Genomic DNA, 17,130 nt, shown 5'->3' on the forward strand with positions numbered 1-17,130 from the left:
CGGCCAGCAGGCCCGGCTCGGCGGCCCGCGCCGCCGCGGCCGCCGCCAACGTCTCCTGCTCACCCGGGGCCAGCAGCCGCTCCTCCGCCGCCGCCCGCACCACCCCCGGCGCGGACCACCGCATGCCCAGGTCCCCCTCCACGGTGCGGGCCCGCCACAGCGTGCCGGCGACCTCCCGGCCCGGCCCGCTGTCCCGCTCGTCCGGGGTGAGCACCGAGTACACGTCGGTGGTCGCCCCACCCACGTCCACCACCGCCAGATCACCACCGGTCGCATCGGCGAGGACCTCCACCCCGGTCAGCACCGCGTCCGGGGTGGCCGCGCGCACCAACCGCGCGAACCGCGACCCCCGCGACAGCCGCTTGCCGCCGATGACGTGCCGCAGGAACACCTCCCGGATCGCCGCCCGGGCACCCGCCGGCGCCAGCACCCCGATCCGCGGCAGCACGTTCTCCGCCACCGTCACCGGCACCCCCGCCCCGGCGAGCAGGGCGTGCAACTCGTCGCGCACGTCGGCGTTGCCGGCCAGCACCACCGGCCGCCGCCAGCGGGCCCGGGCCAGCCGGGTCGCGTTGTGGGTCAGCGTGTCGCCGTCCCCGCCGTCGGTGCCGCCGACCAGCAGCACCACGTCCGGGCGGGTCGCCCGCAACCCGGTCAGCTCCGCCGCACCCAGCCGCCCGGCGGCCACGTGCACCACGTTCGCGCCCGCCGACAAACCGACCCGCCGGCCGGCCTGCGCGGTCACCAACTGCTCATAGCCGACCACCGCCAGCCGCAGCCCACCCCCGGCCGACGAGCACACGTACCACGGCGCGCCGCGCGCCCCGAGCCCGGCGGTGGCCGCGGCGACCGCCGCGTCCAGGCCGTGCAGCACGTCCGTGCCGACAGTGGTCGGCGCCGACGCCGCCGCGACCAACGCCGCCGCGTCCAGGTCCACCACCGCCACCTTCGTGTACGTGGACCCGACGTCGGCGCAGACCGCCAGGGTCACGACGCGGCGGGCACGACCACCGTGCCGGTCGCCGTGACCGTCACGATCGGCTCGGCGAGCACCTCCGCCGCCGACTCGCCCTGGTCCGGGCGGCCCCGGCACACCACCCGGGCGACGAAGTCCACGGTGCGACTGCGGGTACCCACCCGGGTCACCGTCGCCGTCACCTCCAACACGTCCCCGGCCTTCATCGGCGCCGTGAACTGCACGTCCGAGTAGGACGCGAACAACCCCTCGTCGCCGTCGGTGCGGATGCACACCTCCGTGGCCACATCCCCGAACAGCCCCAGCGCGTACGCCCCGTCGACCAGGTTCCCGGCGTAGTGGGCGTGCGAGTACGGCACGTACCGCCGGTGCGTCACGGTCAACCCGACCCGGGAATCAGTCATGCCCTCGCCGCCTTCCTGTTCGTGATCAGGGCGTGCACCAGGTAGCTGGCCACCTCGCCCGGGGTGGTGCCCCGGCCGAAGATCCGGTCCACCCCCAGCTCCTCGGTCATCGTCTCGTCGAACCGCGGCCCGCCGACGATCAGCAGCGGCCGCTTCCCCGCCGGCATCGCCTCCCGGAACGCCGCGGACATCTCCCGGGTGTTGTGCAGGTGCGCGTCGCGCTGCGTGACCACCTGCGACACCAGCACCGCGTCGGCCTTCGCCACCCGCGCCGCCTCCACCAACTCCGGCACGCTGACCTGCGCGCCCAGGTTGGTGACCGTCAACTCCCGGTAGTACTCCAGGCCCTTCTCCCCGGCGATGCCCTTGACGTTGAGGATCGCGTCGATGCCGACGGTGTGCGCGTCCGTGCCGATGCACGCCCCCACCACCGACAGCTTGCGCCGCAACCGCTGCTTCACCACCGCGTTGACCTCCTTGGCGCTCAGCAGCGGAAAGTCCCGCTCCACCACCTGCACCGCGGAGGTGTCCACCAGGTGGTTCACCCGCCCGTACACCACGAAGAAGGTGAACCCGTCACCCATCTGCTTGGCGTGCACCAGCATCGCCGGGTCGATGCCCATCTTGTTCGCCAGCTGCACCGCCGCGCCCTCGGCCCGCTTGTCGTGCGGCACCGGCAACGTGAACGACACCTGCACCATGCCGTCACCCGTGGTGTCCCCGTACGGCCGGACGATCTTCTTCTCGGCGGCCCCGCCGCCGGGCGCCGCCGCGCCGACCTCGACGCCGCTCACGCCGCGTCCCCTTCCAGGATCTCGGTGGCCGGGTTGTAGTAGTCCGCCTCGTGCCGGGCCACCCCGTCCAGACCCTTGCCCCGGTCCGCCGGCCGCTTCATGATCCCGAACGTGCCCTCGGCGATCGCGGTCAACAGCGACTGCTCACCGATGCGCTCCAGCAACTCCACCGCCTCGCCCAGCACCCGGTTCGCCCGCTGCTGGATGAACCCGCCCGGCGCCGGCACGAAATCCTCGTGCAACCCGCCGGCCGCGCCCAGCACGTAGCGCACGTTCTGCAGCGCGATGTCCCGGTCGGACAACCACGGCGTCACCACCGCCTCGGTCATCATCCCCACCAGCAGGATGCCCTGCCCGGTCATCGTGCCCACCAGGTTGAAGAACCCGTCCAGCAGGTTGCCGCGGAACACGTCCCCGGTCATGTGCTTCGTCGGCGGCATCCACTTCAACGGCGCGTCCGGGAACAACTCCCGGGCCAGCAACGCGTGCGCCAACTCCAGCCGGAACGACTCCGGCAGCTCCGGGTTGATCTCGAACGCGTGCCCCAGCCCCAACTGCCAGTCCGCCAACCCCGCCTCGTGCGCGAAGTACTCGTTGAGCAGCTGCGACACCGTCACCGTGTGCGCCTCCTCCACCGCGTCGGCGGTGGTGAGGTAGTTGTCCTCCCCGGTGTTGATGATGATCCCCGCCCGGGCGTGCACCTGCCGGGAGAACCGCTGGTCCACGAAGGTGCGCACCGGGTTGATGTCCCGGAACAGGATCCCGTACATCGAGTCGTTCAACATCATGTCCAGGCGTTCCAGACCCGCCAGGGTCGCCATCTCCGGCATGCACAGCCCCGACGCGTAGTTCGTCAGCCGCACGTACCGGCCCAGCTCCTTCGACGAGACGTCCAACGCCGCCCGCATCAACCGGAAGTTCTCCTGCGTGGCGTACGTGCCGGCGAACCCCTCCCGGGTCGCCCCCTCCGGCACGTAGTCCAACAACGACTGACCCGTCGACCGGATCACCGCGATCACGTCCGCGCCCGCCCGCGCCGCCGCCTGCGCCTGCGGAATGTCCTCGTAGATGTCCCCGGTCGCCACGATCAGGTAGATCCACGGCCGCCGCGGCGCATCCCCGTACCGCTTCACCAGCCGCTCCCGCTCGGCCCGCCGCCGGTCGATCCGCCGGATGCCCGCGGCGACCGCCTTCCGCGCCGCCCGCCGCGCCACGGTGGCCGCCTTCCCGGTCGGCAGCTCGAACCGCACCGACCCGGCGGCGGCCTTCTGCGCCAGCAACGTCACGTCGCTGATCTGCTCCCGCGCCAGCGCGTCGAACACCGGCGCCGCCACCCCGTGCCCCAACCCCACGTCCGCGACCACCGCGTCCACCAGGCGGTTCACCCACGGAATGCCGTCCGGGTCCGCGCCGGTCACCCCGGCCAGCCGCAACACCGCCCGCTCCACCGACACCGTGGTGTGGCTGCGCGCCAACTCCACCACCGGCTGCCCGGCGCGACGCGCCAACTCCCGCGCCCGCGCCACCAGCGCCGGATCCAGGTCAAGCTTGCCCGTCACGCCGTCACCCCGCCACGCCCGGCGACGGCGCCACCCGCGCCGTACCGATGGTTCGCTCGCTCACGCAGACCCTTCCTCATAGATCACCTCACCGCGCAGCACCGTGCGCCGGCACACCGGCAACGGCGTCGGATCCTGCGGACCCCGCGCCTCCGGGTCGTCGGCCTGCAACACCGGCAACCCCCGGTCCACCCCCGCCGGCGTCGACCACACCGCGAACGTCGCCGGCGCACCCAGCGCCAGCACCCCCTCGTTGTCCAGGTGCACCGCCCGCCAACCACCCCGGGTGTGCGCAGCGAACGCCGCCCGCTCACTCATCCGCTGCGCCGGGTTGTGGTGCGCCGCCGCCGCCCGCACCGAACCCCACGGGTCCAGCGGCGTCACCGGCGAATCCGACCCGAACGCCAACGCCACCCCGACCGCGTGCATCGACCCCATCGGGTTCGACGCCAACGACCGGTCCAGACCCAACCGCGACTCGTACATCCGGCCCGCGCCGCCCCACAACCGGTCGAACGCCGGCTGCATGCTCGCCACGATCCCGAACTCCACGAACCCGGCGATCAGCCCCTTGTTCATGATCTCCGCGTGCTCCACCCGGTGCCGGGCCGCCCGCAACCGATCAGTGCCCACCCGCTCGGCCGCCGCCGCGAACCCCGCCAGCACCGTGCCGATCGCCGCGTCCCCGATCGCGTGGAACCCGCCCTGCAACCCGTGCGCCGCGCAGTCCACCAGATGGTCGCGCACCTGCTCCACGCTCAGGTAGCCGTGCCCGCAGCCGCCGTCACCGTCCAGGTAGTCCCGCGACACGTGCGCCGTCCGCGACCCCAACGCCCCGTCGGCGAACAGGTCACCACCGGCGCCCACCGCGCCCAACTCCCGCGCCCGCGCCGCGCCGCCCAGCTCACCCCAGTAGCCGTACACCTCCGGCAACCCCGCACCGGAGATCCCCAGCAACCCGGTGAAGTCCTCCTCGTCGGAGATCTCCGGCCCACCGCACTCGTGCACCGCCGCGATCCCCAACGACGCCGCGTGCGCCAACGCCCGCCGCTGCGCCGCCACCCGCTGCGCCCGGGTCACCGAGGCGAACGCCGCCGCCCGCACCACATGGTGCGCGTCCCGGCGCAGCCACCCCGACCCGTCGTACCCGGCCGCGGCCGCCGCCTCCGGACACGCCGCCAGCAGCGCCCCCGACACCAACGCCGAATGGATCGACGCCTGCGACAGGTACACCCGCCGGCCACCGGCCGCCCGGTCCAACTCCCCCGCATCCGGCAACCCCGGCACCGGCCAGGACGACTCGTCCCAGCCGTGCCCCAGCACCACCGCGTCCGCCGGCAGACCCGCCGCGAACCCGGCCACCGCGTCCAGCAGCTCCCCCGCCGACCGCACCCCCGACAGGTCCAACCCCGACAGCGCCAGCCCCGTGTCCGTGGCGTGCACGTGCGCGTCCACGAACGCCGGGGTCACCAACGCCCCGTCCAGGTCCACCACCCGGTCCGCGGCGGGCGCGTCCGCGTCCGTCCCCAGCCAGATGATCTTGCCGTCCGTGACCAGCAGGGCCGTCGCGCTCGGGTCGGCCGGGCAGTGCAGCAGCCCACCGCGATACAGGGTCGAGGGGTTCGTCATGGCATTCAGTCTGCCGCCAGCCGCGACTCGAACAGCGCCCGGACCCCCGGCTCGCCCCGCAGCAGACCCAACGCCAACTCCGCGTGCCCCGGCACGTAGCCGTTGCCCACCAGCATCGTCACGTCCGCCGCCAACCCCTCCGCGCCCAACGCCGCCGCCGAGAAGCTCGTCGCCATCGAAAAGAAGATCACCGTGCCGCCGTCGGCGGTCGCCAACACCGCACCGTGCTCACAACCCGGCACGTCCACGCAGACCACCGTCACGTCCGCCGGCACCCCCAGCGCCGACGTGACCGCCTGCGACAACGCCACCGGATCCCGGGCGTCGGCCAACGCCACCACGTCGGCCAGGCCGGCCGCCGTCAGCGCGTCCCGCTCCGCCGCCACCGGCACCACCCCGACCGTACGGGCGGCGCCCGCCCGCCGCGCCGCCGCCAACGACAGCGACCCGCTCTTGCCCGCCCCACCGATCACCGCCACGCTGACCGGCCGGGCATCCCCCTCGCGCGCCCGGTCGGCCACGTACCGCGCCACCACCCGCGCGGTCAGCGCCGGCGCCCCGCACACGTCCAACACCGCGAGGGACAGCTGCGGATCCAGGTCGTCCGGCAGCACCGCGGCGATCGACCGGGCGAACAGCACCGCGTACCCGTCACACGGCACCTGCTCGCTGCGCCCGTCCCACCGGGCCAACCCGTCGGTGATCACCAGCGGAGTCAGCGTCAGCGACACCAACGTCGCCACCCGCTCCCCCGGCTTCAGCCCCAGCGGCGAACGCCGCCCGGCCTCGTCCACCGTGCCGATCAGCATGCCGCCAGACCCGGTCACCGGGTTCTGCATCTTCCCCCGGGTCGAGACGATCTCCAACACCTCGGCGCGCACCGCGTCGCCGTCGCCGCCGTGCTTCTCCCACAACTGCCGGAAGCTCGCCGCGTCCAGGTTCAGCCGCTCCACCCGGATCCGCACCTCGTTCGGCGCGATCTCCGGGGACGCGTCCAGCCGCCACGCCGCCTGCGGCAGCACCCCCGCCGGTTCCACAACGCGGTGCAGACCCACCGGTGACGTCACGCCGACCTCCCCTGTCCAACCGCCCGAACCCCCGGTCAGGGCTCGCGTAGCGGGAAAACTTCCGGCAGACTAATTTCTTCGCCGGATATTTTCCAGTAGCCTTCGAGGCCGCCGATCATCGCACATACGAGGAGGGGCCGTGACCCAGACCCAACCGGTGGAGACCATCCCAGCGCCCCGCCCCACGCCGGCCACCGTCCCCACCGCCGGACAGCCCTACGAATACCGCCGCGCACCCCTGGTCGAACCCGACTGGACCCGCTTCCCCGGCTGGCGCCACGTCACCCGCGAGCAGTGGGAGTCCGCCCAGTGGCAGCGCGTCAACTGCGTCAAGAACATCAAGCAGCTGCGCGCCGTCCTCGGCGACCTCGTCGACGAGACCTTCTACGAGGACCTCGCCGCCGACCAGGCCGCCCTGGCCACCATGTCGATGCTGGTGCCGCCGCAGATGCTCAACACCATGGTCCCGTTCGCGCCGATGAGCACCGAGGCGTTCCTCGCCGACCCCGTGCGGCGCTACATGATCCCCGTCGCGTCCGACCGGCGCACCGACTGGCCCTCACACCCCTACGCCAGCCGCGACTCGCTGCACGAGCACGACATGTGGGTCGCCGAGGGCCTCACCCACCGCTACCCCACCAAGGTCCTCGCCGAGCTGCTCTCCACCTGCCCGCAGTACTGCGGCCACTGCACCCGGATGGACCTGGTCGGCAACTCGACCCCCGCCGTCGACAAGCTCAAGCTCACCCTCAAGCCCGTCGACCGCTACGACGCCCACATCACCTACCTCAAGGCGCACCCCGGCGTCCGCGACGTCGTCGTCTCCGGCGGCGACGTGGCCAACGTGCCGTGGCGCAACCTCGAGTCCTACCTGATGCGGCTGCTCGAACTGGAGACCGTCCGCGACATCCGGCTCGCCACCAAGGCCCTCATGGGCCTGCCGCAGCACTGGCTCCAGGCCGACGTCGTCGAGGGCCTCGAACGGGTCGCCCGCACCGCAGCCCGCCGCGGCGTCAACCTCGCCATCCACACGCACGTCAACCACGCCCAGTCGCTCACCCCGCTGGTCGCCAAGGCCGCCCAGACCGCCCTCGACGTCGGCGTCCGCGACGTACGCAACCAGGGCGTGCTCATGCGCGGCGTCAACGCCACCAGCAAGGACCTGCTCGACCTCTGCTTCGCCCTGCAGGGCGAGGCGGGCATCCTGCCGTACTACTTCTACATGTGCGACATGATCCCCAACGCCGAGCACTGGCGGGTCCCGGTCTGGCACGCCCAGCAGCTCCAGCACGACATCATGGGCTACCTGCCCGGCTACGCCACCCCGCGGATCGTCTGCGACGTCCCCTTCGTCGGCAAGCGCTGGGTGCACATGCTCACCGAGTACGACCGCGAACGCGGCATCTCGTACTGGACCAAGAACTACCGCACCAGCATCGAGTCGGCCGACCTGGAGGCGCTGAACAAGCGCTACGCCTACTACGACCCGATCGACACCCTGCCCGAGTCCGGCCAGCAGTGGTGGGCCGACCACCGCAACGACTGACCGCTGCGCGTCCCACGCACCCCCACCGTCACCACCCCGACGGCGGGGGTGCGCCGTATCCACCGCCCCGGGGTCCCGACGGTCCGGCCGGCGCCCTGGGCCACCCGGCCCTCTTCCGCAGCCCCGACCACCCCGACGACCCCGGCCGGGCGGGGTCGGTGACCGGGCCCCGCAGGCGGTTGCCGCACCGGAGGCACTGTCGAGCTGCCCCACCTGCGCGACCACGCCCAGACGGCCGCGTGATCCACTCCGCTTCCCGTACATCGGGGCATCGGGGCGTCGCGGATACCGCGACATGCCGGAGACGGAGTGGATCAGCCGCGGGGACCACCACCGCACGGCCCCGCGGCCCCTCGCGGCGGTACACGGTGCGACCCGCACCCACCGCCCGCGAACAGCCGCCGGGCGGCAGGTGCCGGCGTTCCGCCGCTGGACGCGTGGCGGCCCCCGGCGTGACGCCGGGGGCCGCCACGACGGGTGGGGTCACCTGGTGAAGGCGTCCCGCAGCTTCCGGCCGGCCTCCTTGGCCTGCTCACCGGCCTGACCGGGCTGGGCGTCGCGCTGCCGCGAGCCGCCCTCCCCGCGCATCCGCTCGTCGCCGATCCGCTCCCTGGCGGCGCCGGCCAGCTGCTCGACCTTGCTCTTCGCCTTGTCGGTGAAGCCCATGTCGCCTCCTCTGCTCCGGCCGATCCGGGGCCGAACCGGCCCCTCGACCCGGAGCATGCCCGGGCTTGGTGAGTGGAAACGTGGGTCGTCCACCGCACACCCGCTAGGGCATCCTAGGACACTAGGTGAACATGGGAGACCGGTGACTGGTTAACTGGACTAATGGGCGAGATCCTGCTGATCCGGCACGGCGAGACCACCTGGAGCGCGAGTCACCGGCACACCTCGTACACCGATCTGGCACTCACCCCGGACGGCGAGCGACAGGCCCGGATGGTCGGCGCGTTCCTGGCCGACCGGCGGTTCGTCGCGGTGCTGAGCAGCCCCCGGCAGCGCGCGGTACGCACCGCCCAACTGGCCGGCCTCACCGTCACCGCGACCGACGACGACCTCGCCGAGTGGAACTACGGCGAGTACGAGGGCCGCACCAGCGCCGACATCCGCGGCGACCACCCGCACTGGTACCTGTGGACCGACGGCTGCCCCGGCGGCGAGTCACCCGAGCAGGTGGGCGCCCGGCTCGACCGGGTGCTCGCCCGGGTCACTCCCCTGCTCGACAAGGGTCACGTGGCGCTGGTAGCGCACGGGCACAGCCTCCGGGTCGCCGGCGCCCGCTGGATCGGCCTGCCCCCCGCCGCCGGCGGCCGGCTGCGCCTGGACACCGCCACGGTCAGCACCCTCGGCCACGAGCACGGCCGGCAGGTCATCCGGCGTTGGAACCAGCCACCTCTCCCGGCACCCGGGACCGTGCCCGCGTCGGGAGTTCGGCACTGACCTTCGGCGGCCGCCCCTCGTACGGGGTGGAGAGCACCACCGTGGTCCGGGTGGTGACGTTCGCCGCGGTGCGGATCTCCTGGAGCACCCGCTCCAGGTCCGCCGGGCTGGCGACCCGCACCAGCAGCAGGTAGAAGTCCTCCCCCGCCACCGAGTAGCAGGAGTCGATCTCCGGCAGGTGGGCCAGCCGCTCCGGCGCGTCGTCCGGCTGCGACGGGTCGAACGGCCGGATCGCCACGAACGCGGTCAGCGGCAGGTCCAGCGCCTCGAAGGAGACCCGCGCGGCGTACCCCTTGATCACCCCGCGCTGCTCCAGCCGGCGCACCCGCTGGTGCACGGCGGAGACCGACAGGCCCACCTTCTCCGCCAGATCCGTGTACGACAGCCGGCCGTCAGCGGTCAGCGCTGCGACGATGGCACGGTCGATCTCCTCCACGGCGTGCAACCTACCGGGAAAACCGCCGGACGGCGACGACGCGGCCGCCGGACGGCCGCGGCGGCGCCGGTACGGTCGACCCACCGCACCGGCGCCGCCACCCACTGTCGACCGGGTCAGCCCTTGGCCAGGGCGCGGGAGATCACCAGCCGCTGGATCTGGTTGGTGCCCTCGACGATCTGCAGCACCTTCGCCTCCCGCATGTACCGCTCCACCGGGTGGTCGGCCACGTAGCCCGCGCCACCGAGCACCTGCACCGCGTCGGTGGTCACCCGCATCGCCACGTCGGTGGCGAAGAGCTTCGCCTTGGCCGCCTCGATCGAGTACGGCCGGCCGGCGTCCCGCAGCCGGGCCGCGGCCAGCGTCAGCGCCCGGGCCGCGGAGATCTGGGTGGCCAGGTCGGCGAGATTGAACCCCAACCCCTGGAAGTCGATGATGGCCTGGCCGAACTGCCGCCGCTCCTTGGCGTAGCCGACCGCGTAGTCCAGCGCCGCCTGGGCCAGCCCCACCGCGCACGCGGCGATGCCCAGCCGGCCGGAGTCCAGGGCGGACATCGCGATGGTGAAGCCCATCCCCTCCCCGCCGATCAGCCGGTCGGCCGGAACCCGGGCGTCGTCGAAGGCGATCTGCGCCACCGGGGAGGCGTGCAGCCCCATCGTCCGCTCGGCCGCCTGCGGATGGATGCCGGGCGTGCCGCGGTCGGCGAGCAGGCACGAGATGCCCTTCGGGCCGGGCCCGCCGGTGCGGCAGAAGATGTTGTAGAAGTCGGCCACCCGGGCGTGGGTGATCCACGCCTTGGTGCCGGAGACCACGTACGCGTCGCCGTCGCGGACCGCCCGGGTGCTCAGCGCGGCGGCGTCCGAGCCACCCTGGGGCTCGGAGAGGCAGTACGCCCCGAGCAGTTCGCCGCCGATCATGTCGGGCAGCAGCTTGCGCTGCTCGTCGCTGCCGAAGGCGGCCACCGGGTAGCAGGACAGGGTGTGCACGCTGACCGCCTCGGCGACCGCGAGCCAGCGGCTGGCCAGGATCTCCAGCACCTGGAGGTAGACCTCGTACGGCTGCGCGGCGCCGCCGTACTCCTCCGGGTAGGGCAGGCCGAGCAGGCCGGCCCGGCCGAGGGTGCGCAGCACCTCGCGGGGGAACTCGGCGCGCTCCTCGAACCCGGCGGCCCGCGGCGCGAGCTCCCGGTCGGCGAGTTCGGTGGCGAGGTCCAGCAGGTCGTGGGCCTCGTCGGTGGGGAGGATCCGGTCGACTGTCATAGCGCGATGAGCTCCGTGGGGGTGGTGTTGAGCCGGTGGACGCCGTCCGTCGTGCAGACGACGATGTCCTCGATCCGGGCGCCGTGTCGGCCCGCGAGGTAGATGCCGGGTTCGATGGAGAACGCCATGCCGGGCTCCAGCGGCCGGGGGTTGCCGGCCACCACGTACGGCTCCTCGTGCCCGTCCAGGCCGATGCCGTGCCCGGTCCGGTGCAGGACCGCGGCGCCGAAGCCGGCGGCGGCGATCGGCTCGCGGGCGGCGGCGTCGACCGCCTCGGCGGTGATCCCGGGGCGCACCGCGGCCACCGCCGCGCGCTGGGCGGCGTGCAGCACCGCGTAGTACTCGGTGAACTCGGCCGGGGCCGGGCCGCCGGCGACGTAGGTGCGGGTGCAGTCGGAGCGGTAGCCCGACGGCATGGTGCCGCCGATGTCCACCACGACCGGCTCACCGGCCCCGATCGGGCGGTCGGAGGTGCCGTGGTGCGGGCTGGCGCCGTTCGGCCCGGCGGCGACGATGACGAAGTCCACGGTGACGTGCCCGGCGGCGCGGATGGCCGCGGCGATGTCGGTGGCCACCTCGGCCTCGGTGCGCCCCGGGCGCAGCCATTCCCCCATCCGCTCGTGCACCGCGTCGATCGCCGCGCCAGCCTCGGCGAGCGCGGCGACCTCCGCCGGGGACTTGCGGATCCGCAGCTCGCGCAGCACCTCGCCGGCGAGCCGCTGCTCGGCGCCGGACAGCGCGGCGCGCAGCGCGAGCACCTGCTCGGCCCACATCCGGTCGGCCAGCCCGACCGCCGCCACCGGCCCGTCGAGGGCAGCGGTCACCAGCGGGTACGGGTCGGTGCCGTCGGCGTGGTCGACGATCCGCACCCCGGTGGCCGGGGCCGGCGACGCCTCGGCGGCGGGGCGCTCCAGGGTGGGCACGATCAGCGTCGGCTCGCCCTCGGCGGGCAGCACCAGGCAGGTCAGCCGCTCCCCCGCGTGCGCGTCGTAGCCGGTGAGGTAGCGCAGGTCGGAGCCGGGGGTGAGCAGCAGCGCGGCCAGGCCGGCGGCGGCGGTGGCGCGCTGCGCGGCGGCCAGCCGGTCCGGCGGGTACAGCTCGTCGATTCCCACCCGGTCAGCTTAACGCTCGTTCGGGCGCCGCCCTAGCCGCCCCGCAACCGGGAAAGCCCGCGTCAGCCCATCCCGGCCGCCGGCTCGCCGGCCGGGGTGGGCCCGGCGAACCGGCCGCGGAGCAGGTCGAGCATCTCGTCCACCGAGCCGGCCGGGTCGGTCACCGGGAACTGCACAGCGCGCACCACCGCCCGCGGATCGACCAGCAGGGTCAGCCGCTTGAACCGCTCGACCCCGCCGGCCCGGAAGGTGGGCAGCAGCAGCCCGGCCGCGAGCCGGCCGTCCTGGTCGGACAGGAGCGGGAAGGGAAGCTGGGCGTACGCCACGAAGTCGGCCAGCTGGTCGGGGCGCTGGGTGCTCACCCCGACGATCCGGGCCCCGGCGGCGTGGAAGTCCGCGGCCCGGGCGGCGTACGTGGTCGACTCCAGCGTGCAGCCCGGCGCGCCCGGGATCTCGCCCCAGCCCGGCGGCAGCGCCGGCACCCCGGGTGGGAAGGCGCCGGGGAAGAAGTAGAGGACGGTCCAGCGCTCGCCCCCGGCCGGGGCCACCGGCCGGCCGTCCGGCCCGGGCAGCAGCACCTCGGGCAACCGCCGGCCGACCAGCTCGTGCACCCGCCGCGCCTCGGCCGAGTCCGCAGCCGCGGTGGCGGTGACGTCACCGTCGCCCATCACGTGGTGGGTGCCCCAGTCCTGCAACGCGATCAGCACCGGCAGCAGCGCCTCGCCCTTGGCGGTGAGCAGGTAGTCGAAGCGCGGCGGGTGCTGCGAGTACGGCCGCCGCTGGAGCACCCCGTGCTCGACCAGCCCGGCCAGCCGCTCCGCCAGGGCCCGCCGGCTCACCCCGAGCGCCCGCTGGAGCGGGTCGAAGCGGGTGGTCCCGCCGGCGACGTCGCGCACGATCAGGAAGGTCCACCAGTCGCCGAGCACGCCGAGCGCCTGCGCGATGCCGCAGTCCGCGTCCGTCAGGTCGGCCCGCCGCACACCCCACCCCTTCACCGGTAGCCGTCGCCCCGACTATAGTCCGTTTCAGTTTGGAACTGACTGGCTCGGCTGAAACGGGGGCGGACGGCATGGGCGTCGGGCAGCGAGCCGGGGTGTTCTGGCGCTGGTGGACCGCCGGCACGACCAGCCAGGTCGGGTCGGCGGTCGGCGCGGTGGCGCTGCCACTGACCGCGCTCACCGTGCTGGACGCCAGCGCGTTCGAGATGGGCCTGATCGCCGCGGCCAACTACGTGGCCTGGCTGGTGATCGGCCTACCGGCCGGCGTCATCGTGCAGCGGCTGCCATTGCGCGGCGCGCAGGTCGGCGCCGACCTGGCCCGCGCGGCGGCCGTCGCGTCGATCCCGCTCGCCTGGTGGTGGGGCCACCTGACGGTCGCCCACCTGGTGGTCACCGCGCTGGTGATCAGCTTCGCCAACGTGCTCTTCGACGTGGCCAACTCCACCTTCCTGCCGAGCATCGTCGAGCGGGAGCAACTGCACGCGCGCAACAGCCTCACCTCCGCGACCTACGCGGCCTCCCAGCTCAGCGGCCCCTCCCTCGGCGGCCTCGCCGTGCAGGCGCTGGGGGCGGTGCCGACCCTGCTGCTGGACGCGGTCAGCTACCTGGTCTCGGCGGTGCTGCTGCGGACCCTGCCCGCCCGCCGCGCGGACACGCCGGACCGCTGGCCGCCGATGGGCGAGCTGATCCGGCAGGGCTGGCGCTTCGTCGCCCACCACCCGGTGATGGGCCCCAGCATGTGGGCCGCCACCGCGATCAACTTCGTCTGCGGCGCCCAGCACGCGCTCTACCCGCTCTACCTGGTCCGGGAGCTGCACGCCCCGGCCGGGCTGGTCGGTGTGCTGCTCGCCGTCGAGGGCGTCGGCTCGCTGCTCGGCGCCGCGCTCACCCCTCGGATCACCGCCCGGCTGGGCACCGCCCGGGCACTGGTCATCGCCGGCGTGGTCGCCGTCGGCGGCGCGTTCGTCGTCCCGCTGGGCACCGGCTGGCCGGCGTACGCGGCCTTCGCGGTCGGCAACGTGGTCTTCTCCGTCGGGGTGGTCGTCCTCAGCGTGACCACCCGGACCTACCGGCAGATCGCCAGCCCGCCCGACCTGCTGTCCCGGGTGATGGCCACGGTCCGGTTCGTGTCCTGGGGCGCGATCCCGGTCGGCGGGCTGGTCGCCGGTGCCCTGGCCGTCGGCCTCGGCGCCCGGGTCACGCTGCTGATCTTCGCCGGTGCGGTCGTGGGCGCGCCGCTGGTGCTGCTGCTCTCCCCCGTCCGCCGGCTGCGCGACCTCACCGACCACGACCGGGACACCGACGACCGACCCGCCGTCCCGGTGCCGGCCGGCCGCTGACCCACCGCCCGAGTCAGTCCAGCGCGCCGGACACCCGGCGGGCCCGTAGGGCGTGGGTCAGCACGTCGACGCTGTCCACGTACTGATCGACCGCGCCGAGCGGCGGGCGGTCCCGCAGCGCCGGATCGACGATGGCGGCGCGCAGCGCGGCGGCGACCCGGCCGGCGTCCAGCACCAGGAAGGGCCGGCGGTGGAACGGCCTGGCCCGGGCCTGCACCGGGTCGGCCAACCCGGTGGCGTCGGTCCAGTCGGCCACCGCCTCCAGGGCGCGGACCAGCCCATCCTGGCGCCGCGGCCAGTCGCCCGGACCGAGCGCGTCGGACAGCGCCGCGGCCACCGGCGCCGCGTCCGGCAGCCGACTGAAGACCGTGCCCAGCCACTTGTCGTACGGCGGCCACCGGCGCCGGGTCAGCAGGCCGAGCCGCATCAGGTCCCGGGCCAGCCCGGCGGTGACGGTCCGGCTGCCCAACTCGTCGCCGACCTCGGCGCAGCGGCCCGGCAGGTGCTCCGCCTGGGCGATCCGGGTCCACCCCGCGCGGAGCACGTGCCGCCACACGTCGTCCGGATACCACGTCAGGGCCGCCCGGCCCGCGCTGAGCGCGCCGTCGAGGCCGTCGTGGAAGACCGCGCCGCCGGTCAGCTCGGCCAGCCGCTGGGTGGGGGTGGCCAGCCAGTCGGCGACGCCCACCCCGGCCGCCGGGTCGAACCCCAGCCGGGCGTGCCACCAGTCGCCCAGCTCGTGGACGCTCACCCCGTGCCGGGTGCCGGCCCGGTCGGCGACCCCCAGCCGGGCGTCCGCGCCGGCGAACCGGGCCGGCCAGCCGAGGAACTCCGCCGGCAGGTCGGCGTCCAGCGCGGCGCGTACCTCGGGAATCCGGTCGGCGTCGCGCGCCGCGACGAAGAGTTGGGCCCGGGGTCCCCAGTCGTGATCGGTCGAGCGGGTCGTGTCCAGGCCGAGCAGCTCCGAACCGCCGTCGAGCAGTCCGGCCGCGTACCGCAGGCTCGGGCAGTGTCGGCGCAGGACCGGGGCCACCACCTCGTCGTGGAACCGGCGGGCCAGGGTCAGGCCGGGAAGGAAAGCCACGTCGAGCAGTCTGCGCCCGCCACCGGCGGGGCCGCATCCCGGTTCCGGCATGCCGCCGCCGGTCCCTCGCTAGTGCGGTGTCCACTAACGTTCGCCGGGTTTGCCGCTGGCGGGGGAATGTCGTACCGGCGGTGTTGGGTTGGCCTTATGCCACGTCGTCCTGATCCTGCCGCGCCTCGGGTGGTGCATCGCACCGCGCGGGTGGCGTTGCGGGTGACGTCGGGGCAGCGGCGGCGGTGTTTCGGGCTGCTGCGCTCGGCCGGTGACGTGTGGGCGTGCGTGTTGGAGGTCAACTCGTGGCGGCGTCGCCGCGGGTACGCGCCGTTGGTGGGCTATCAGGGGTTGTGCCGGGAGTTGGCGGCCTCGGGGCCGGGCACCTTCGATGACCTGGATTCCACGGGTGCCCGGTCGGTGTTGCGCCGGTTTTCGGATGCGTGGTTCGCGGCGGCGAAACGCCGCAACGCCGGTGACGGGTCGGCGCGGTTTCCGCGTCGGCGGCGCCGGTTGGTGCCGGTGCGCTGGTATCACGGCACCTTCAGGATCGACGGGCGGCGGGTGCGTATCCCCGCCGGCAAAGGCCGCCCGTCGTTGTGGGTGCGGTTGGCGCGGCAGTTGCCGTATCCGGTGGAGCAGGTCCGCTCGATCACTCTGCTGTCCGAGGGCGGCCATCTGTTCCTCGACGTGACCGCCGAAGTCCCGATCGCCACCTACCCGCCGGGCGAGGAGCCGGATCCGGCCCGAGTGGCCGGCGTGGACCTGGGGATCATCCACCCGTTCGCGGTGGCCGGCCCGGACGGTGAGGGGCTGCTGGTGTCCGGGCGGGCGATCCGCGCCGAGCATCGCATGCATCTTGCCGACACCAAGGCCCGCCGCCGCGCCGTCGCCCGCCGGGCACCCGGCCGGGTGTGAAGGGGTCGCGGCGGTGGCGCAAGTTCCGGCGCCGGGCCCGGCTGGTCGAGGGCCGGCATCGGCGGCGGGTCCGCCAAGCCCAGCACGAGGCCGCCACCGCCGTGGTTTCCTGGGCGCAGCAGCGGCGGGTCGGGGTGCTGCACGTCGGCGACCCTCGCGGCGTGCTCGACCTGCCGGCGGGGCGGCGGCACAACCTGCGGCTACGGCAGTGGCAGATCGGCCGGCTCCTGCAGGTGCTGACCGACAAGGCCGCCCTGGCCGGAATCACGGTCCGGCTGGTCGACGAGCGCGGCACCTCTTCCACCTGCCCCACCTGCCACCGGCGGGTGCCGAAACCGCGTGGGCGTGCCCTGTCCTGCCCGCACTGCGCATTTTCCGGGCACCGCGACCTCGTCGCGGCGGCCACCATCGCCACCCGCACCCCGGGCGGCGGACCCACCACCCCCACAGCCGTTGTGCTGCCTGAGGTGGTCACGCACCGTCGAGCCGGCCGGCACCGGCCCGGTGCCGGCCAGTCCCGACGTGACCCCCGCCGCCCACCCCGGACGGCGCGAGGATCAGTTGGCCCGCGCAGGCC

At 74.2% G+C, this 17,130-nt stretch carries 17 protein-coding genes; 5 read left to right on the forward strand and 12 right to left on the reverse strand.

Annotated elements, in window-relative coordinates; genetic code table 11:
- The 6 genes from DLJ47_RS10505 to kdd form a co-directional block, all read right to left on the reverse strand.
- Positions 1 to 991 (reverse strand): glutamate mutase L (locus tag DLJ47_RS10505; protein ID WP_109899858.1); only part of this gene is annotated, 991 nt, incomplete at its 3' end.
- Positions 988 to 1,380, reverse strand: coding sequence for a 3-aminobutyryl-CoA ammonia lyase (gene kal, locus DLJ47_RS10510; RefSeq protein ID WP_109899859.1), 393 nt, complete (start codon positions 1,378 to 1,380; stop codon positions 988 to 990). The genes DLJ47_RS10505 and kal, both read right to left, overlap by 4 nt.
- The gene (kamE, locus tag DLJ47_RS10515) at positions 1,377 to 2,174 is read right to left on the reverse strand and encodes a lysine 5,6-aminomutase subunit beta (protein ID WP_109899860.1); all 798 of its coding nucleotides are present in this window, start codon (positions 2,172 to 2,174) and stop codon (positions 1,377 to 1,379) included. Before kamE ends, kal begins: the two co-directional genes overlap by 4 nt.
- The gene (kamD, locus tag DLJ47_RS10520; RefSeq protein ID WP_109899861.1) at positions 2,171 to 3,733 is read right to left on the reverse strand and encodes a lysine 5,6-aminomutase subunit alpha; all 1,563 of its coding nucleotides are present in this window, start codon (positions 3,731 to 3,733) and stop codon (positions 2,171 to 2,173) included. The genes kamE and kamD overlap by 4 nt, the downstream gene beginning before the upstream one ends.
- A 60-nt stretch (positions 3,734 to 3,793) precedes the next feature.
- Positions 3,794 to 5,362, reverse strand: coding sequence for an amidohydrolase (locus tag DLJ47_RS10525; RefSeq protein WP_109899862.1), 1,569 nt, complete (start codon positions 5,360 to 5,362; stop codon positions 3,794 to 3,796).
- A 5-nt stretch (positions 5,363 to 5,367) separates the two neighbouring features.
- Positions 5,368 to 6,429: an L-erythro-3,5-diaminohexanoate dehydrogenase gene (gene kdd, locus DLJ47_RS10530; RefSeq protein WP_109899863.1), complete on the reverse strand. Its 1,062-nt coding sequence runs from the start codon at positions 6,427 to 6,429 to the stop codon at positions 5,368 to 5,370.
- A gap of 139 nt (positions 6,430 to 6,568) precedes the next feature.
- Between kdd and DLJ47_RS10535 the strand changes: the two genes are divergently transcribed.
- Positions 6,569 to 7,975 carry a KamA family radical SAM protein gene (locus DLJ47_RS10535; RefSeq protein WP_109899864.1) on the forward strand — a complete coding sequence of 469 codons (1,407 nt, stop codon included), beginning with the start codon at positions 6,569 to 6,571 and terminating at the stop codon, positions 7,973 to 7,975.
- 483 nt (positions 7,976 to 8,458) lie between these two features.
- Here the strand turns inward: DLJ47_RS10535 and DLJ47_RS10540 are convergent, their stop codons facing one another.
- Positions 8,459 to 8,641, reverse strand: a complete 183-nt coding sequence (locus tag DLJ47_RS10540) for a CsbD family protein (protein WP_109899865.1) — start codon at positions 8,639 to 8,641, stop codon at positions 8,459 to 8,461.
- A 162-nt stretch (positions 8,642 to 8,803) separates the two neighbouring features.
- On the opposite strand from DLJ47_RS10540, the gene DLJ47_RS10545 reads away from it, so the two are divergent.
- Complete coding sequence (locus tag DLJ47_RS10545; RefSeq protein WP_088993781.1) at positions 8,804 to 9,415, forward strand: histidine phosphatase family protein; 612 nt, start codon at positions 8,804 to 8,806, stop codon at positions 9,413 to 9,415.
- On the opposite strand, the gene DLJ47_RS10550 is transcribed toward DLJ47_RS10545, so the two are convergent.
- The 4 genes from DLJ47_RS10550 to DLJ47_RS10565 form a co-directional block, all read right to left on the reverse strand.
- Positions 9,345 to 9,851, reverse strand: a complete 507-nt coding sequence (locus tag DLJ47_RS10550; protein ID WP_088993780.1) for an Lrp/AsnC family transcriptional regulator — start codon at positions 9,849 to 9,851, stop codon at positions 9,345 to 9,347. The two genes, DLJ47_RS10545 and DLJ47_RS10550, sit on opposite strands and share 71 nt — an antisense overlap.
- Positions 9,852 to 9,967: 116 nt before the next feature.
- Positions 9,968 to 11,110 (reverse strand): acyl-CoA dehydrogenase family protein, encoded by a 1,143-nt coding sequence (locus DLJ47_RS10555; RefSeq protein WP_109899866.1) that lies wholly within the window; start codon positions 11,108 to 11,110, stop codon positions 9,968 to 9,970.
- Positions 11,107 to 12,222 carry a M24 family metallopeptidase gene (locus DLJ47_RS10560; protein ID WP_109899867.1) on the reverse strand — a complete coding sequence of 372 codons (1,116 nt, stop codon included), beginning with the start codon at positions 12,220 to 12,222 and terminating at the stop codon, positions 11,107 to 11,109. Before DLJ47_RS10560 ends, DLJ47_RS10555 begins: the two co-directional genes overlap by 4 nt.
- Before the next feature lie 62 nt (positions 12,223 to 12,284).
- Entirely contained in the window at positions 12,285 to 13,202 is a 918-nt protein-coding gene (locus DLJ47_RS10565) for a winged helix-turn-helix transcriptional regulator (protein WP_109899868.1), read from the reverse strand.
- Between the two features lie 89 nt (positions 13,203 to 13,291).
- On the opposite strand from DLJ47_RS10565, the gene DLJ47_RS10570 reads away from it, so the two are divergent.
- Complete coding sequence (locus tag DLJ47_RS10570; protein WP_109899869.1) at positions 13,292 to 14,560, forward strand: MFS transporter; 1,269 nt, start codon at positions 13,292 to 13,294, stop codon at positions 14,558 to 14,560.
- Between the two features lie 13 nt (positions 14,561 to 14,573).
- On the opposite strand, the gene DLJ47_RS10575 is transcribed toward DLJ47_RS10570, so the two are convergent.
- Positions 14,574 to 15,644 (reverse strand): DUF4037 domain-containing protein, encoded by a 1,071-nt coding sequence (locus DLJ47_RS10575; RefSeq protein WP_109899870.1) that lies wholly within the window; start codon positions 15,642 to 15,644, stop codon positions 14,574 to 14,576.
- 327 nt (positions 15,645 to 15,971) lie between these two features.
- Here DLJ47_RS10575 and DLJ47_RS10580 point away from each other — a divergent pair, with 327 nt between their 5' ends.
- On the forward strand, positions 15,972 to 16,553 hold the full coding sequence (locus tag DLJ47_RS10580; protein ID WP_146228068.1) for a hypothetical protein: 582 nt from the start codon (positions 15,972 to 15,974) through the stop codon (positions 16,551 to 16,553).
- The coding region (locus DLJ47_RS10585) for a zinc ribbon domain-containing protein (RefSeq protein ID WP_146228069.1) at positions 16,550 to 17,130 on the forward strand (581 nt) is incomplete at its 3' end. The genes DLJ47_RS10580 and DLJ47_RS10585, both read left to right, overlap by 4 nt.

The organism is Micromonospora sp. S4605, assembly GCF_003176715.1.
Taxonomy (GTDB): Bacteria; Actinomycetota; Actinomycetes; order Mycobacteriales; family Micromonosporaceae; genus Micromonospora; species Micromonospora echinaurantiaca.